Origin of the sequence: Delftia tsuruhatensis (assembly GCF_903815225.1) — a bacterium.
Taxonomy (GTDB): domain Bacteria; phylum Pseudomonadota; class Gammaproteobacteria; order Burkholderiales; family Burkholderiaceae_C; genus Comamonas; species Comamonas tsuruhatensis_A.
This window is the reverse complement of sequence record NZ_LR813084.1, coordinates 4,407,731-4,421,899: the sequence shown is the minus strand read 5'-3', so window position 1 is coordinate 4,421,899 and position 14,169 is coordinate 4,407,731. Positions and strand designations below refer to the sequence as shown.

General features: G+C 68.8%; 14 protein-coding genes. 10 read left to right on the top strand and 4 right to left on the bottom strand.

Annotated elements, in window-relative coordinates; genetic code table 11:
• Position 1 precedes the first annotated feature (1 nt).
• Complete coding sequence (locus L1Z78_RS20135) at positions 2-1,627, top strand: SpoVR family protein (RefSeq protein ID WP_234642225.1); 1,626 nt, start codon at positions 2-4, stop codon at positions 1,625-1,627.
• 23 nt (positions 1,628-1,650) lie between these two features.
• Here L1Z78_RS20135 and L1Z78_RS20130 read toward each other — a convergent pair whose 3' ends face one another.
• Both L1Z78_RS20130 and L1Z78_RS20125 read right to left on the bottom strand, forming a co-directional pair.
• Positions 1,651-1,959: a hypothetical protein gene (locus tag L1Z78_RS20130; protein WP_234638120.1), complete on the bottom strand. Its 309-nt coding sequence runs from the start codon at positions 1,957-1,959 to the stop codon at positions 1,651-1,653.
• A gap of 62 nt (positions 1,960-2,021) precedes the next feature.
• Positions 2,022-3,395 (bottom strand): ammonium transporter, encoded by a 1,374-nt coding sequence (locus L1Z78_RS20125; RefSeq protein WP_418921640.1) that lies wholly within the window; start codon positions 3,393-3,395, stop codon positions 2,022-2,024.
• A gap of 205 nt (positions 3,396-3,600) precedes the next feature.
• On the opposite strand from L1Z78_RS20125, the gene blaOXA reads away from it, so the two are divergent.
• Positions 3,601-4,413, top strand: coding sequence for a class D beta-lactamase (gene blaOXA / locus L1Z78_RS20120; RefSeq protein ID WP_418921639.1), 813 nt, complete (start codon positions 3,601-3,603; stop codon positions 4,411-4,413).
• A 204-nt stretch (positions 4,414-4,617) separates the two neighbouring features.
• On the opposite strand, the gene L1Z78_RS20115 is transcribed toward blaOXA, so the two are convergent.
• Positions 4,618-6,024, bottom strand: a complete 1,407-nt coding sequence (locus L1Z78_RS20115; protein ID WP_234638117.1) for an amidase family protein — start codon at positions 6,022-6,024, stop codon at positions 4,618-4,620.
• A gap of 44 nt (positions 6,025-6,068) precedes the next feature.
• Positions 6,069-7,061, bottom strand: coding sequence for a Bug family tripartite tricarboxylate transporter substrate binding protein (locus tag L1Z78_RS20110; RefSeq protein WP_234638116.1), 993 nt, complete (start codon positions 7,059-7,061; stop codon positions 6,069-6,071).
• A 117-nt stretch (positions 7,062-7,178) separates the two neighbouring features.
• Here L1Z78_RS20110 and L1Z78_RS20105 point away from each other — a divergent pair, with 117 nt between their 5' ends.
• From L1Z78_RS20105 to L1Z78_RS20070, 8 genes are all read left to right on the top strand, one after another.
• A complete protein-coding gene (locus tag L1Z78_RS20105; protein WP_234638115.1) occupies positions 7,179-8,066 on the top strand; it encodes a LysR substrate-binding domain-containing protein in 888 nt (295 codons plus the stop codon).
• A gap of 103 nt (positions 8,067-8,169) precedes the next feature.
• A complete protein-coding gene (locus tag L1Z78_RS20100; RefSeq protein ID WP_234638114.1) occupies positions 8,170-8,769 on the top strand; it encodes a TetR/AcrR family transcriptional regulator in 600 nt (199 codons plus the stop codon).
• A gap of 76 nt (positions 8,770-8,845) precedes the next feature.
• Positions 8,846-10,036, top strand: a complete 1,191-nt coding sequence (locus tag L1Z78_RS20095; protein ID WP_234638113.1) for an NAD(P)/FAD-dependent oxidoreductase — start codon at positions 8,846-8,848, stop codon at positions 10,034-10,036.
• Positions 10,037-10,086: 50 nt separating this feature from the next.
• Positions 10,087-10,515 carry a DUF1641 domain-containing protein gene (locus tag L1Z78_RS20090; protein ID WP_234638112.1) on the top strand — a complete coding sequence of 143 codons (429 nt, stop codon included), beginning with the start codon at positions 10,087-10,089 and terminating at the stop codon, positions 10,513-10,515.
• A 191-nt stretch (positions 10,516-10,706) separates the two neighbouring features.
• The gene (locus L1Z78_RS20085) at positions 10,707-11,612 is read left to right on the top strand and encodes an EamA family transporter (RefSeq protein WP_234638111.1); all 906 of its coding nucleotides are present in this window, start codon (positions 10,707-10,709) and stop codon (positions 11,610-11,612) included.
• A gap of 226 nt (positions 11,613-11,838) precedes the next feature.
• Positions 11,839-12,162, top strand: coding sequence for an iron transporter (locus L1Z78_RS20080; RefSeq protein ID WP_234638110.1), 324 nt, complete (start codon positions 11,839-11,841; stop codon positions 12,160-12,162).
• Complete coding sequence (locus L1Z78_RS20075) at positions 12,159-13,820, top strand: PepSY-associated TM helix domain-containing protein (RefSeq protein WP_234638109.1); 1,662 nt, start codon at positions 12,159-12,161, stop codon at positions 13,818-13,820. Before L1Z78_RS20080 ends, L1Z78_RS20075 begins: the two co-directional genes overlap by 4 nt.
• Positions 13,817-14,149: a DUF3325 domain-containing protein gene (locus tag L1Z78_RS20070; protein WP_234638108.1), complete on the top strand. Its 333-nt coding sequence runs from the start codon at positions 13,817-13,819 to the stop codon at positions 14,147-14,149. The genes L1Z78_RS20075 and L1Z78_RS20070 overlap by 4 nt, the downstream gene beginning before the upstream one ends.
• Positions 14,150-14,169: the final 20 nt, after the last annotated feature.

The window sequence follows — 14,169 nt, the reverse complement described above, 5'->3', positions numbered from 1 at the left end:
CGTGAACCTCTCCCAGTATCCGGTGCTGGCGCCTCGCCATGCCTCCCCACAGTGGAGGGCCGTCCCGGGGCCGTGGGCACAGCGTGTCGTGCCCACTGCCCCGTTGCCGGCCGGCCAGCGCCCGGCCCAGCCCCTGCCGGACCCCAGCGACTGGACCTTCGAGCTGATCGAGCGCTACCACGCGGCGATTGCGGCCACGGCCGAGCGTTTCGGCCTGGACACCTATCCCAACCAGCTGGAGGTGATCTCGGCCGAGCAGATGATGGATGCCTACGCCAGCGTGGGCATGCCCGTGGGCTACCGCCACTGGAGCTACGGCAAGGAATACATCGCCACCGAGCGGCGCTACCGGCGCGGCCACATGGGCCTGGCCTACGAGATCGTCATCAACTCCAACCCCTGCATCAGCTACCTGATGGAGGAGAACACCACGGCCATGCAGGCACTGGTGATCGCCCATGCGGCCTACGGGCACAACAGCTTCTTCAAGAACAACTACCTGTTCGGCATGTGGACCGATGCGGGCAGCATCATCGACTATCTGGTCTATGCCCGCGACTTCATCTCTCAGTGCGAGGAGCGGCACGGCCTGACCACGGTGGAGCAATGGCTGGATTCCTGCCACGCCCTGGCCAACCTGGGCGTGGACCGCTACCGCCGCCCCTCCAAGAAAAGCCTGGCGCGCGAACGCGCCGAGCGCGAACAGCGCGAGGCCTATGCCCAGCAGCAGGTCAACGAGCTGTGGCGCACCCTGCCGGCCCGCCCCGGCAAGGACAGCGCGGCGCAGGCCAGCGAGCGATTTCCCAAGGAGCCCGAGGAAAACCTGCTGTACTTCATCGAGAAGAACGCCCCGTTGCTGGAGCCCTGGCAGCGCGAGATCGTGCGCATCGTGCGCAAGATCGCCCAGTACTTCTACCCGCAGCGCCAGACCCAGGTGATGAACGAGGGCTGGGCCACCTTCTGGCACTACACCCTGCTCAATACCATGTACGACGAGGGCTGGCTGACCGACGGCGTGATGATCGAGTGGCTTTCCTCGCACACCAACGTGATCTACCAGCCCCCGGCAGGGCACCGCGCCTACAGCGGCATCAATCCCTACGCGCTGGGCTTTGCCATGTACCGCGACATCCGGCGCATCTGCCAGGATCCCACGGAGGAGGACCGGCGCTGGTTTCCCGACCTGGCGGGCACGCCCTGGCTTCCGGCGCTGCACCATGCCATGCAGAACTTCAAGGACGAGAGCTTCGTCGGCCAGTACCTGAGCCCGCAGCTGATGCGCGACATGCGCCTGTTCGCCATCCACGACGACGCCAGCCAGCGCGAGCTGCTGGTCAGCGCCATCCATGACGAGGACGGCTACCGCGCCCTGCGCCAGACCTTGTCGCAGCAGTACGACCTGGGCGCGCGCGAGCCCAACATCCAGGTCTGGAACGTGAACCTGCGTGGCGATCGCTGCCTGACCCTGCGCCATACGCGCTATCAGGGCCGGCCGCTGTCCGACGATGCGCTGGAGGTGCTCAAGCACGCCGCGCGCCTGTGGGGCTTCGGCGTGCAGCTGGAGAGCGTCGGTGGTGATGGCCAGGCGCCGGTGCTGCTGCATTCCGTGCCGCCACCGCCCGCCTGACGCGGCCGGCGCAGGGGCAGGGGCTAGCGCAGCGTCCCGATGTACTTGCGGCCCTCCGCGCGCTGGCGGATCAGTTCGCCGGCGCGCTGCATGAGCGGTGAGCGCTCGGCAGGCCCGGACAGGGCGGCATTCCAGGCGGCTTCGAAGCGGTCGGTCCAGTCCAGCAACTGCGGCGTGCTGCGCTCGCCCTCCTGGGCCCGCGCGAAGCGGATGATCTCGGCCGCGTACTCGGCATTGGCGGCCAGCCATTCGGTATCGGTCACGCGGCCGCAGCTTCTGCGCAAGAGCACGTGCAGATGGGCGGCGATGGCCAGGAGCTCGCTTTCGGACATGTCGGGCACTCCTTCATTCGATGATCGTGCAGGCTGTGCAGGCGCCTGGCGGCGCTTCGTGCTCAGCCGCTCAGCCGTTCGCGGTGCAGGGCCAGGTCCAGCCCCTGCCATTCACTGTCCTCGTCCACGCGCAGGCCGAACAGCATGTCCAGCAGCCACAGCAGCACGGCCGTGGCCACCAGCGTGAAGCCGGCCACCGCCAGCACGCTCAGGGCCTGGGTGGCGACGCTGGCCTGCACGCCGCCGATCTGGGGACTGGCGAATACACCGGTCAGCAGCGAGCCGACGATGCCGCCCACCCCGTGCACGCCGAACACGTCCAGCGAATCGTCGGCGCGCAGCAGGCGCTTGAGCCCTGTCGCGCCCCAGTAGCAGGCCACGCCGGCCATCAGACCGATGTACAGCGCCGACAGCGGCGTCACGAAACCGGCCGCAGGCGTGATCGCCACCAGCCCCGCCACCAGGCCCGAGCACAGCCCCAGCAGCGAGGCCTTGCCGCGCACCACATACTCGGCCAGCGCCCAGGCCAGGGCGCCAGCGCTGGCCGCGATGTGGGTGACGGCCAGGGCCAGGGCGGCGCGACTGTCGGCCGCCAGCGACGAGCCGGCGTTGAAGCCGAACCAGCCCATCCATAGCAGGGCGGCACCCATCATCGTCAGGGCCAGGCTGTAGGGCTCGAAGGCTTCCTGTCCATGGCCCCGGCGTGGCTTGAGGAACCAGGCGCACACCAGGCCTGCCACGCCCGCATTGACATGCACCACGGTACCACCCGCGAAATCGAGCGCCCCCATGCGTGCCAGCCAGCCGCCGGGCTCCCAGACCCAGTGCGCCACGGGCGCGTAGACCAGCAGGCTCCACAGCCCCACGAACACCAGCATGGCGCCGAAGCGCATGCGCTCCACCCAGGCGCCCACCAGCAGCGCGGCGGTGATCACGGCAAAAGCCAGCTGGAACATCGCGTAGGCGGCTTCCGGCACATGCGGCGCCAGATGGCTCACCGCCACCAGGCCCCTGGTGGTGTGGAGGTCCAGCCCCGCGAACCAGGCGCGGGAGTCGGAACCTATCCAGGCATTGCCCGGCGTGAAGGCCAGCGAATACCCCAGGGCGAACCACAGGATGCTGACCACGGCGGCGATGGCGGTCACGCTTGCCATGGTGTTGAGCACGTTCTTGCGACGGACCATGCCTGCGTAGAACAGCGCGATACCGGGCAGCGTCATGAGCAGGACCAGCACCGTGGCCGTCATCAGCCAGGCGGTGTCCACGGCGCTGATGGCCTCCAGCGCCACCACCGAGGGGCGCCTGATCACCTGGGGCGCAGCCTGCTCCACCACCTGGGCCAGCGCGGCGCCTGCCGGCACGGCCATGGCCGCGATCGCCGCTGCTCCTGTCCCAAATGCCCTTGTTCCAGCTGCTGCCCGTGCGCACCTGTGCATTGAAACTCCCCCTTGTCGATATGCGTATCTGACCTTGCCCGATGGCAGTGACCCCTGCACAAGTCGTGCCAGCCCCGGGGCGGGACCAGGCATGCCGCGGCACACCAAACAAGCCCATCGGGCGTGTCAAAACAGGGCGCGACGGGTGGCAATGCACCACCGGTGTGCGGCCAGCGCGGGTCCATGCGGCTTTTAAACTACCGGCATGAATCGACGACATCTGATGCTCTCCCTCCTGGCCGCCTGCCTGGCGCAGCCGGCCATGGCGGGGCCGCAACCCCAGGAAAAGCCCGAATGGGCCCGCTTCTTCACGGACGCCGATGCCAAGGGCAGCATCGTCGTGCTCGACGCCCGTGGAGCGCAGGAGACGGCCTATGCCCACGACCTGGCGCGTGCCCAGAGACGCTACTCGCCGGCCTCCACCTTCAAGATCCCGCACAGCCTCTTCGCGCTCGATGCCGGCCTGGTGCGCGACGAATTCCAGCGGTTCGCATGGGATGGCGTGAGCCGGACCTTGCCCGCCTGGAATGCCGACCAGGACCTGCGCTCCGCCATGAGGAACTCCACCGTCTGGGTGTACGAGCGGTTCGCCAGGGAGCTTGGCCCGGCGCGCGAGACCGCCTACCTGCGCAAGATCGGGTACGGCAATGCCCTGGCCACGGGCGCGCAACCCTTCTGGGTGGACGGCGACCTGGCCATCTCCGCAATCGAACAGGTGGAGTTCCTGCGGCGCCTGTTCCGCAACCAGCTGCCCCTGCCGGTGGAGCACCAGCGGCTGGTGAAGGACGTGATGATCAACGAGGCCGGGCCGGACTGGATACTGCGCGCCAAGACGGGCTGGACCGGGCAGATCGGCTGGTGGGTGGGCTGGGTGGAGTGGCCCGCCGGCCCCGTGTACTTCGCCATGAACATGGATACGCCGAACCGCCAGGGCGACCTGCCCAAACGCCTGAGCATCACGCGCGCCATCCTGCGGTCCATCGATGCCCTGCCTGCCAGGCACGCGCGCGGCCAGTAGCCTGCGCCCTCATGGGTTCCCATGGCCTTGCCTTGCGCGATACCGGGACGGGCGTGCTGGAGACCTTGCACTACCGCCCCCCGAACCTGGCGGGCTTTCGCCTGAGGGCGGAGATTTCCAGCGTTGCCGGCCTCCGGGTGCTCGCGGCGAGGAGGCCTGCCTGAGCCTGGGGACGGTCTGGCGCGACCTCATCGCCCGCCGAGGTCAGGCGGGGTCGACCGGGCTCAGCCTGCCGTTGCGAAGTTCCAGCACCTCGGCGGCGGACAGGCAAAGATCCTCGCGCATGAGGCCTGCGACCAGTTGGACGCCCGTGGGCATGCCTGCCGGTGAAGGCAGGGGAACGGCCAGGCCGGGCAGGCCCAGGGCCGCCACGGCCAGCAAAGGGCTTTGCGCGTCGAACAAGGCCTGTGCCTGCGGGAATGGAACCTGATCGGCATCCACCGGGAACGGCCGTTTGAAGGAGACAGGCATGAGCACCAGTGGGTACTGCTCCATGAACAGCGACCAGGCGCGGCGCAGCGTGGTGCGCTGGCTGAGCAGGGCCAGGTAGCCGGGAAGATCCAGGGGCTGCGGCACGCGCGAGGCCATGGCGCGATAGGCGTGGCGGATGGCATCGTCCCCATCGCGCATCAGGGCCTGTTCCAGGGTCAGCCGTGTATCGTTGATCGTCAGCTCGAACCAGAGGCGTGCACAGTCCGCGAATCGGGGCAGCTCGGCGGGCTCCACGCGGTAGCCAGCGTCTTCGAGCAAGCTGGCCGCCTGCTCCAGCGCCAGTACGACCTCGGGATCCACGGTGAAACCGGGCTGGCCGGTGTACAGCGCGACGCGAATGGGCTGCCTGTCAGGCCTCCCCTCCAGTGGCGCAGGAACCCACCAGGGGTCGCGCGGATCACGTGCCGACATGGCGGCCAGGGCCAAACGGAGATCGGCCACGCTGCGGGCCAGCGGACCCTGGACCGACGTCAGCTCGAAGGCCAGGGCGCGCGAGGGCATGCTGGGATTGAAGGCCGGTACACGCTGCGCGCTGGGTCGCAGGCCATAGACGCCGCAGGCATGGGCCGGATAGCGGATGGAGCCTCCCTGGTCATTTCCATGGGCGATGGGGCCGAGGCCGCAGGCCACGGCGGCGGCGGCTCCGCCACTGGACCCGCCGGGAGTCAGTTGTGCATTGTGCGGATTGAAGGTGCGGCCATGGGCATCGTTGTCGGTGAACCAGCGCATGGAGAAGGCCGGTGTATTGGTACGGCCCAGCGGTACGGCGCCGGCCTTGCGCAGATTGGCGACCACGGGGCTGTCGGCCGATGCGATGTCGCCGCGCCTGGCGGCGATGCCGTTGGTGGTGGCCCAGCCGCGCTGGTCCACATTGATCTTGATGGTCACCGGCACGCCGTGCAGCGGTCCTGCCGGTTCGCCACGGGCCAGGGCTTCGTCGGCCGCACGGGCTTCTGCCAGGGCCGCTTCGGGGCGGCAGTCGACGACGGCGTTGATGCGCGGGTTGACCGCGTCGAGCCGGTGCAGGCAGCTTTGCATGGCCTCGTGGCAGGAGATGTCGCGCCGGCGTATGCGCTGCGCCAGCTCGGTTGCGTCCAGCATCCAGGGTTCGTTGTTCATCGAGGGGGTCCTTGAGGGAGGCATTGGGGCGTCCACCGGGAAAGTCATTGCGGCGAGATACCTGCGCGGCGCGCGGCTTCGGCCCAGCGGCGTGTCTCGCGCTGCGCCAGTTCCTGCATTTCCTGCGGGCTGGAAGGCAGGGCTTCCAGGGACAGTGCCTCGTTGGCGCGTATGACGGCAGGGTCCGTCAGCGCGGCGCGCAGGGCGGCGTTGAGCCTGGCGATGACGGCCGCCGGAGTCTGGCGCGGCGCGACCACGCCGCCCCAGGCCACGACATCGAAGCCCGGCACGCCGCTCTCGGCCAGCGTGGGTACATCGGGCAGCACGGGTACGCGCTGCGCGCTGGTCACGGCGATGGCCCTGACCTGGCCGTCACGGACGAAGGGCAGCACGGCGGCGATGTTGTCCAGGGCGATGTCCAGCTGGCCGTTGACCATGTCGCCCACCATCTGTACGCCCGACTTGTAGGGAACGGGCTCCGAGGCCAGGCCGGCATCGACCCGGAGCATTTCCCCCGCGAGCTGGCTGATGCTGCCCACACCCGAGGTGCCCAGCGACAGCGGGCGCGCCGCAGCCTTGCTGTGGGCGACCAGTTGCTGGAAGCTGGTAGCGGGCAAGGCCTTGCGGGCGACCAGCACATAGGCATTGCGCGAGATCAGTCCCACGGTGGAGAAATCCCTGGCCGGATCGTAGGGCAGCCTGGCGAAGATCGAGGGGTTGAGGCTCAGGGTCACGATGTTGCCGTAGCCCAGGGTATAGCCATCGGCGGCGGCCCTGGCGACGAGCTGCGAGCCGATGATGCCCCCGGCGCTGGGCCGGTTGTCGACCGCCACAGCCTGGCCCAGCTGGCGGGCCATGCCGTCGATGACGGGGCGCATGGACACGTCCACACCCGAGCCCGCCGCATAGGGGATGATGAATCTCAGGGGCTTGTCCGGCCACGTCTCGCGCGCCTGGACCGGCGCCGGCGCCAAGGCGAGCAGGAGGGGGAGGGCGGTGCCTGGCAGCCACAGGCATAAGGCAAAAGGCGGTTTCACAGGCATGTCTCCTCAGGCTTTGTCGATAGGCGAAAACGAATGACTTCACTCTAGGGTTCGCCGCGCCCGCGCAGAAGACAATCTGTTCGTCCGGGTGATAACTGCGGGTTGTCTGCGATGAAGAACTCTCAACTGAATGCTTTCCTGCGCGTGGCCGAGACGGGGGGCATACGCGCGGCGGCGCGCGCGCTGGGCCTGAGCCAGCCGGCCGTGACCAAGGCCATCCGCGAGCTGGAGGCGGCGCTGGATGCCAGCCTGGTCACGCGCAGCCCGCGCGGCATCGCCTTGACCGAGTGTGGGCAGCAACTGGCCATGCGCGCACGCCTGGCCGAGGAGCAACTGGCGCTGGCACGGCAGGACATACGCCTTTTGCAGGGTGGCAGCCGCGCACGCGTGGCGGCGGCCGTGACCCCCGTGGTCTTCATGGGCGAGCTGAACGCGGTGCTCAAGGACTTCCGGCGTGACATGCCCTATGCGCAGCTCAAGCTCTATGAAGGGCTGATGCCGGCCGTGCTGCCCCTGTTGCGCGAGGGCAGCATCGACTTTGCCGTGGCCGGTGCCATGGAGGGATCACTCGATGCCGATCTCGTGATGCAGTCCATGGGCGAGATGGAAATGATGGTGGCCTGCCGTCCCGGCCATCCACTGGCCCGCGCCCGGCAGTGGAGCGAAGTGGTGGACGCGGACTGGGTGGTGCACCTGGGGCCGGGCACCCACCACAGCGCCGTGAACCGTTTTTTGCGGGAGCGCGGGCTGGCCTTGCCCGGCCGGGTGACCGAGGTCAACAGCTTCGGCGTGAGCTGGGCCATGGTCACGCGCGGCGATGCCCTGCTGATACTGCCGGAGCGCTTCACGCGCATCGCACCCTATGACCAGCAGATCGTGCGGGTGCCGGTGGACCTGGCGCTGCCCTCGATCACGCTGGGCATCTTGCAATTGCGGGCCACGCCGCTGTCGCTGGCGGCGTCCCGACTGGCGACGCTGTTCCTGCGCCACGTGCGCTGAGCGGCTGGCGGAACGGCCGGCCCCGCCATGCTTCAGGAAAACCCTGACGTTCCTGGGAAACGCTTATCAAGAATAGAACGAAGATTCGTTCTACCATGTCCCCATGCAAGACGAGGCCTGGACCTTCTTTCCGCACGGCGGCTCGCGCCACGTGCAGACGCTGCGCGTGGCGCTGCGGCTGTTCGTGCAAAAGGGCTTCTTCAACACGGCCATCCAGGACCTGTGCGCGGAGGCCGGTGTCTCCATCGGCTTCTTCTACAACCACTTCGCCGACAAGGAAGGCATTGCGCGCGAACTGTACCGGCACCTGCTGGCGCGCATGAATGTGCTGCTCGACGAGATCGAGGAGCAGCATGCGGGCAGCGAGCAGCGCTGCCGGGCCGTGCTGCGGATGCTGTTCGGGCTGACCGAGGCCGAACCCGAGGCCATGGGCTTCGTGGTCAATGCGCGCCACCGGGAATTCCTGCCCGAGGAGCCGGCGATCTGCTCGGCGTCTGCCTTCGTGCGCATGCGCGGCTTCGTGTTCGCGGGCATGGCCGATGGCGAGATCCGCGAGATGGAGCCCATGGTGGCGGCCAGCCTGATGTATGGCGCGGCGATCCGCATGATCTGCCTGCGCCTGGACGGCATCATCGAGGCGTCCATCGATCCGTTGTTCGACGCGCTGTGGGACGGCGTGTGGCGTTCGCTGCAGCCTGACTGAGCTGCGTTTTCCGGGGCCGGCGCCGGGCGGCGCCGGCTGTTGTTCCACTGAGGGGAAATCAGAAGGAGTAGCAGGGATGGCGCATCACATTTTGATCATCGGCGGCGGCATCGGCGGGACCATGACCGCCAATCATCTGGTCGCCAAGCTGTATCCGGAGGTGGTGACCGGCAAGGTCCGCATCACCGTGCTGTCGAACTCGCCCTGGCACTACTACAAGCCGGCCTTCATGTACGTGGCCTTCAATGCCTTTTTCCGCGACGAGCTGAGGCGCAGGCAGCGCGGCCTGCTGCGGCCCGAGATCGACTTCCAGGTGGAAGAGGTCGAGGGCTTCGACTTCACGCTGCAATCCGTGCACTGCAAGAGCGGCAGGCGCTTCGGCTACGACCACCTGGTGATCTCCACGGGCTGCGTGCCCTGCCCGGAGCGCATCGAGGGGCTGGCCGAGGCCGGAGACCATTTCTACCAGCACGCGCCCGCGCGCCAGCTGGCCGACAAGCTGGCGCGCATCGAAAAAGGCCGCATCTTCGTCACCGTGACCTTTCCGAAGACGCCCAATGTGCCGCACCAGTGCGGTATCGCGCCTATCGAGACCACGCTCATGCTCGATGACCTGCTGCGCCGGCGCGGCGTGCGCGACAAGGTGGAGATCGTCTACACCTACCCCACGGTGTCGCAACTGCTTCGCAACTGCCTGTTCCTGCAAAAGGACACCTGCGAGATCCTGCCCACGGTGTTCGAGCAGCGCGGCATACGCCATCAGCGCGGCTTCACGCTGGCGCGCGTCGACCCCGAGGCCCGGGTGGCGTATTCGGAGGAGGGGCAGGCCGAGGACTTCGACATCCTCATGGCCACGCCCCCCATACGCGCCGTGCAGGCCGTGCGTGACTGCGGCCTGTCCCAGGCGCAGGATGGCGAGGGCTGGCTGCCCACGGACCACGAGACCCTCCAGGTGCTGGGCCAGCGCCATGTCTATGTGCTGGGCGACACGGTGGACCTGCCCGTGAGCAAGGCCGGCGGCTCCTGCCACAGCCAGTCGCCCGTGGTGGTGAACAACATCGCCTCGCAGATCCGCTTCGGCCGCACCAGCGACGCCTATGACGGTCGCGTGGTGGCCATCGCCCAGATGGGGCTGGAGGCCGGCATGCCGCTGTGGTACGACTACCAGGTCGACGTCAAGCCCACGCCGCCGACCAAGGTCGGCTCGATGATGCGCAAGGGCTTCAACCGCGGAATTTACTGGGCCGTGGCCCGCGCCCTGGTCTGAGGCCCGGCAGCCGAACAGTCTTCCCAAGCACGCATGCAAGGAGCACCGAGATGAACATCGCTTCCGACATTCCCCTGGCGCAGCCCGCTGCCGCCGGCCTGCTGCAGGATGCTGCTGCGCTGGAGGGCCTGGCCGAGCTGATGGGCAAACTGGAGCCGCTGCTCGCGGGCCGGCGCCTGAACCGCGTGGTGGACCTGCTGTCGGCCACCGCCGATCTGGTGGACATGGGCGACGACTACATGGTCGAGAAGCTCGCCAAGGCCTTCGAGGAGGGCGTGGGCGCGGCCTGGGCCACGGGCAATGCCGCGCGCATGGCAGCGGCCCGGGTACAGGCCATGCAGGAGACTCCGACCCTGATCGGCCTGATGCGCATGGCGCGCGAGCCCGAAGTCCGGCGTGGACTGGCCTTCCTGCTGGCCATGGCGGGCGCGCTGGGGCGCCAGCATGCCTATGATCCCATCGACTGCACGGCGGATTGAAGCGCAGGGACGCGCAGGGCCTGGCCACGGCCGTCCGGCAGCCACTGGCGCGCGGTGGTACAAACGCCGGGGGCGGATGCGAGCCGCCCCTTTTTCTTGCAAGCCCCCGCCATGCCTTCCTCCTGTCTTTCGCCGGTGCTGCCGGCCCCTGTCTTCCATCGTTCGCGCCCTTGCCGCGCGGGGGCGTTCGCATGAACGCCCAGCACCTGAGCCGGGGCGACTGGGCACGCGCGTTGCTGGTCATCGTCATCTGGGGAACCAATTTCGTGGCCATGAAGTTCGGGCTGCAGACGCTCTCGCCCATGCTGCTGAGCGCGTTGCGCTTCGTGGCCGCCTCGTTGCCTTTCCTGTTGTTCGTGCGGCCACCGAAATCCGTGGGATGGCGCTACCTGGCGGCCTATGGCGTGGTGCAGGGCGTGGGCCAGTTCGGCCTGCTGTTCCTTGGGCTCAAGCTGGGCATGCCGGCGGGCATGGCATCCGTGGTGCTGCAGACGCAGGCCTTCGTCACGCTGCTGCTGGCGGCCTTCTTCCTGAAGGAGCCCGCGCGCATCTGGCACTGGCTGGGACTGTTGGTTTCATTGGCCGGTCTGGTGGCCATCGGCAGCGCCCATGGCGAGGGCGGCGACGCCATGACGCTGGCGGGTTTCCTGCTGACCGTGGGCTCGGCCTGCATGTGGGCCGTGTCCAACCTCATCACGCGCTATGCGGCGCACAACGGGCCCTATGAACCATTTCCGTTCATCGTCTGGAGCAGCATCTTTCCCATCGTGCCGCTGCTGGCGCTGGCGGCCTGGACCGATGGCACCGATGCGGTCGTGCAGCAGGTGCGGGGCATCGACCTGACGGCCCTGGCTTCCATCCTGTACCTGGCGCTGCTGGCCACGCTACTGGGCTACGGCCTGTGGACGCGGCTGCTGCAGCGCTACGCGGCCGGCACGGTGGCCCCGCTGTCGCTGATGGTGCCGGTGGTGGGCCTGGTCTCGGCCATGCTGCTGCTGGGCGAGCGGCCCACGCCCATGCAGTGGCTGGGCACGCTGGCCGTGCTGGCCGGCATGTGCATCAACCAGTTCGGCGGGCGCTGGCTGGCGCGGCGCTGAGGGCGGGGCGGCTGTGCCGCCCCGCTTTGCATTTCTTCAAGTGACCAATGTAATAAAAATCATTATCATTGCCGTTCTTTGAAGAGTGGCGGGCCCTGATGCCTGCTCTCCTGTTCTGGCGCCGCGCAGGCCAGGCCTGTGGCGGCGCCTTGTCCGTCCGGAGCAAGCCGCAGCGAAGCTGGTCGCGCGCGCGGTGGCAGTGGCGGAACCGAGAAAGGCCATCCTCATGCAATCCTCCGCCCCTGGAGGCACTCCTTCCCTGCTGCGCTACCGCGCAGCCGTGGCCTCGCGGGCCGTGGCCGCCATCGGCGGCGGCTACCTGCTGTCGGCCGCCAGCGCAGCCGTGGGCGCGCGCGTCCTGGTCTGGTTGGGCGTGGCCCGCGCCGACGCGGCGCTGGGCACGACCATGCTGGCCTTCATCGTCTATGCCGTGGCGGCCATGTGGGCCTTCGGCTGCGCCAGCGCCTGGCGCGCCTGGGCCGTGATCTGCCTGCCGGGCGCGGGCCTTGCCCTGCTGGCCTGGGTGCTGGCCGGCGGAGCGGCGGCATGAGGGTCGACGGCAAACCCGAGGGACTGCGCCAGTCCATGTCCTGGCTGCACACTTGGAGCGGCCTGCTGCTGGGCTGGCTGCTGTATGCGGTGTTCTTCACGGGCACGCTCAGCTATTTCCGCGACGAGATCAACGACTGGATGCGGCCCGAGCTGCACGGCTCGGTGCAAGGCCCCGAGACCGCGCAGCGCGCGCTGGCCACCATGCGGCGACTCGCCCCCGAGGCAGCGACCTGGACGCTGAGCCTGCCCGGCCCGCGCCAGGTGGCCGTCGAGGCCTCGTGGCGCGACAAGGGCGCGCCCGCCGGACGCGCCGGCACCAGGCGTGCCGAGCTGGACGCGGCCACGGGCGAGAAGCTGGAGCCGCGCGAGACGCGCGGCGGCAACTTCTTCTACCGCTTCCATTTCGAGCTGCACGCCATGCCGCGCATCTGGGGCCGCTGGATCGTGGGCTTCGCGACCATGATGATGTTCGTGGCCATCATCAGCGGCGTGATCACGCACAAGAAGATCTTCAGCGACTTCTTCACCTTCCGCCCGCGCAAGGGCCAGCGCTCGTGGCTGGATGCGCACAACGCCACGGCGGTGCTGGCGCTGCCCTTTCATATCGTCATCACCTTCAGCGGCCTGGTGCTGCTGATGTTCATGCTCATGCCCTGGGGCATACAGGCCGCCTACGACGGCGACACCAATGCCTACTTCGCCGACGTGCGCGCCTCGCGCGGGCTGCCGCCGGCCCTGGGGCAGGGCGGTGGGCGCAAGGAAGGGGGCGAGGCACCCCGGGCAGCGGAGCTGGCCGACATCGCGCCCATGATGGCCGAGGCCCGCCGCCGCTGGCCCGAGCATGGCGTGGGCAGCATCACGGTCAACGCGCCGGGCACCTCGCACGCCACCATCGAGCTGCGCGAAGGCGGAGCGGACAGCCTGGTCAACCGGGGCCTGCCCGACAGCCTGCTGTTCGACGGCATCACGGGCCAGATGCGCGAGCGGCCGCAGCCACAGCCCATTTCCTGGGTGCGGGCCACGGGCAATGTGGTCTCGGGCGTGCATCTGGGCCGCTTCGCCGAGCCCGCCGTGCGCTGGCTGCTGCTGCTCAGCGGGCTGATCGGCACCTGCATGGCCGCATCGGGCATGGTGCTGTGGGTGGTCAAGCGCCTGCCAGAGCGGCGCAAGCTGGGCCGCACGCCCGTCGGCCACCGCCTGGTCGAGGTGCTCAACGTGGGCTCCATCGCGGGCCTGTCGGTGGCCGTGGCCAGCTACTTCTGGCTCAATCGACTGCTGCCCGTACCCATGCAGGGCCGGGCCGACTGGGAGATCAACGGCTTCTTCCTGGTATGGCTGCTGTGCCTGCTGCATCCACTGCTGGTCTCGCACCGCAATGCCTGGCTGCAGCAGATGGGCCTGGCCGCGCTGATGTATGCGCTGTTGCCGCTGCTGGGCATGCTGGACGGCGGCGCATCGCTGGCCGCCAGCGTGCTCGATGGCCAGTGGAGCATCGCCAACTTCCACCTGCTGCTGCTGGCCCTGGCCGCCATCCACGCCAGCGTGGCCTGGTGGCTGCTGCGCGGCGAATCCGCTGCCGCTGCCCAGAAGGCGGCACGCAAAGCGCAGAACATGGCGCCTGTGGCAGCAGTCCAATCCATGGAGCGCGCATCATGATGGCCCTCGCCGCAATCTTGCTGGCCTTCGCGGCCTTCACCGTCATCGCCGCGTCCATGGATCGGCACACGGGCCAGCTGGGCACCGAGCAACTTCAGCCCGCGCGCCAGCAGGCCTGCCGCTGGGCCGGCTTCGCGCTGCTGGCCGTGTCGCTGGCACCCTGCCTGCTGCGCTGGGGGCCTTCGGTGGCCGTGGCCGCCTGGCTGGGCCTGCTGACCTTCGCCGCCATGGCGCTGGCCTTGCTGCTGACCTACGCCCCGCAGTGGGGCCGCCGCGCGGCGCCCGTGGCGGTGGCCGCCGGCGTGCTGGCCTGGGCCGTGGCGCTCTGAGCCTTCGCGACAGGCCTTTT

Excerpts from the sequence above, each read along its gene's own strand:
- L1Z78_RS20105 (WP_234638115.1), top strand. The coding sequence starts at position 7,179 with ATGAAGAACTCTCAACTGAATGCTTTCCTGCGCGTGGCCGAGACGGGG.
- blaOXA (WP_418921639.1), top strand. The coding sequence starts at position 3,601 with ATGAATCGACGACATCTGATGCTCTCCCTCCTGGCCGCCTGCCTGGCG.
- L1Z78_RS20070 (WP_234638108.1), top strand. The coding sequence starts at position 13,817 with ATGATGGCCCTCGCCGCAATCTTGCTGGCCTTCGCGGCCTTCACCGTC.
- L1Z78_RS20090 (WP_234638112.1), top strand. The coding sequence starts at position 10,087 with ATGAACATCGCTTCCGACATTCCCCTGGCGCAGCCCGCTGCCGCCGGC.
- L1Z78_RS20125 (WP_418921640.1), bottom strand. The coding sequence starts at position 3,395 with ATGCACAGGTGCGCACGGGCAGCAGCTGGAACAAGGGCATTTGGGACA.
- L1Z78_RS20075 (WP_234638109.1), top strand. The coding sequence starts at position 12,159 with ATGAGGGTCGACGGCAAACCCGAGGGACTGCGCCAGTCCATGTCCTGG.
- L1Z78_RS20100 (WP_234638114.1), top strand. The coding sequence starts at position 8,170 with ATGCAAGACGAGGCCTGGACCTTCTTTCCGCACGGCGGCTCGCGCCAC.
- L1Z78_RS20115 (WP_234638117.1), bottom strand. The coding sequence starts at position 6,024 with ATGAACAACGAACCCTGGATGCTGGACGCAACCGAGCTGGCGCAGCGC.
- L1Z78_RS20130 (WP_234638120.1), bottom strand. The coding sequence starts at position 1,959 with ATGTCCGAAAGCGAGCTCCTGGCCATCGCCGCCCATCTGCACGTGCTC.
- L1Z78_RS20080 (WP_234638110.1), top strand. The coding sequence starts at position 11,839 with ATGCAATCCTCCGCCCCTGGAGGCACTCCTTCCCTGCTGCGCTACCGC.
- L1Z78_RS20095 (WP_234638113.1), top strand. The coding sequence starts at position 8,846 with ATGGCGCATCACATTTTGATCATCGGCGGCGGCATCGGCGGGACCATG.
- L1Z78_RS20085 (WP_234638111.1), top strand. The coding sequence starts at position 10,707 with ATGAACGCCCAGCACCTGAGCCGGGGCGACTGGGCACGCGCGTTGCTG.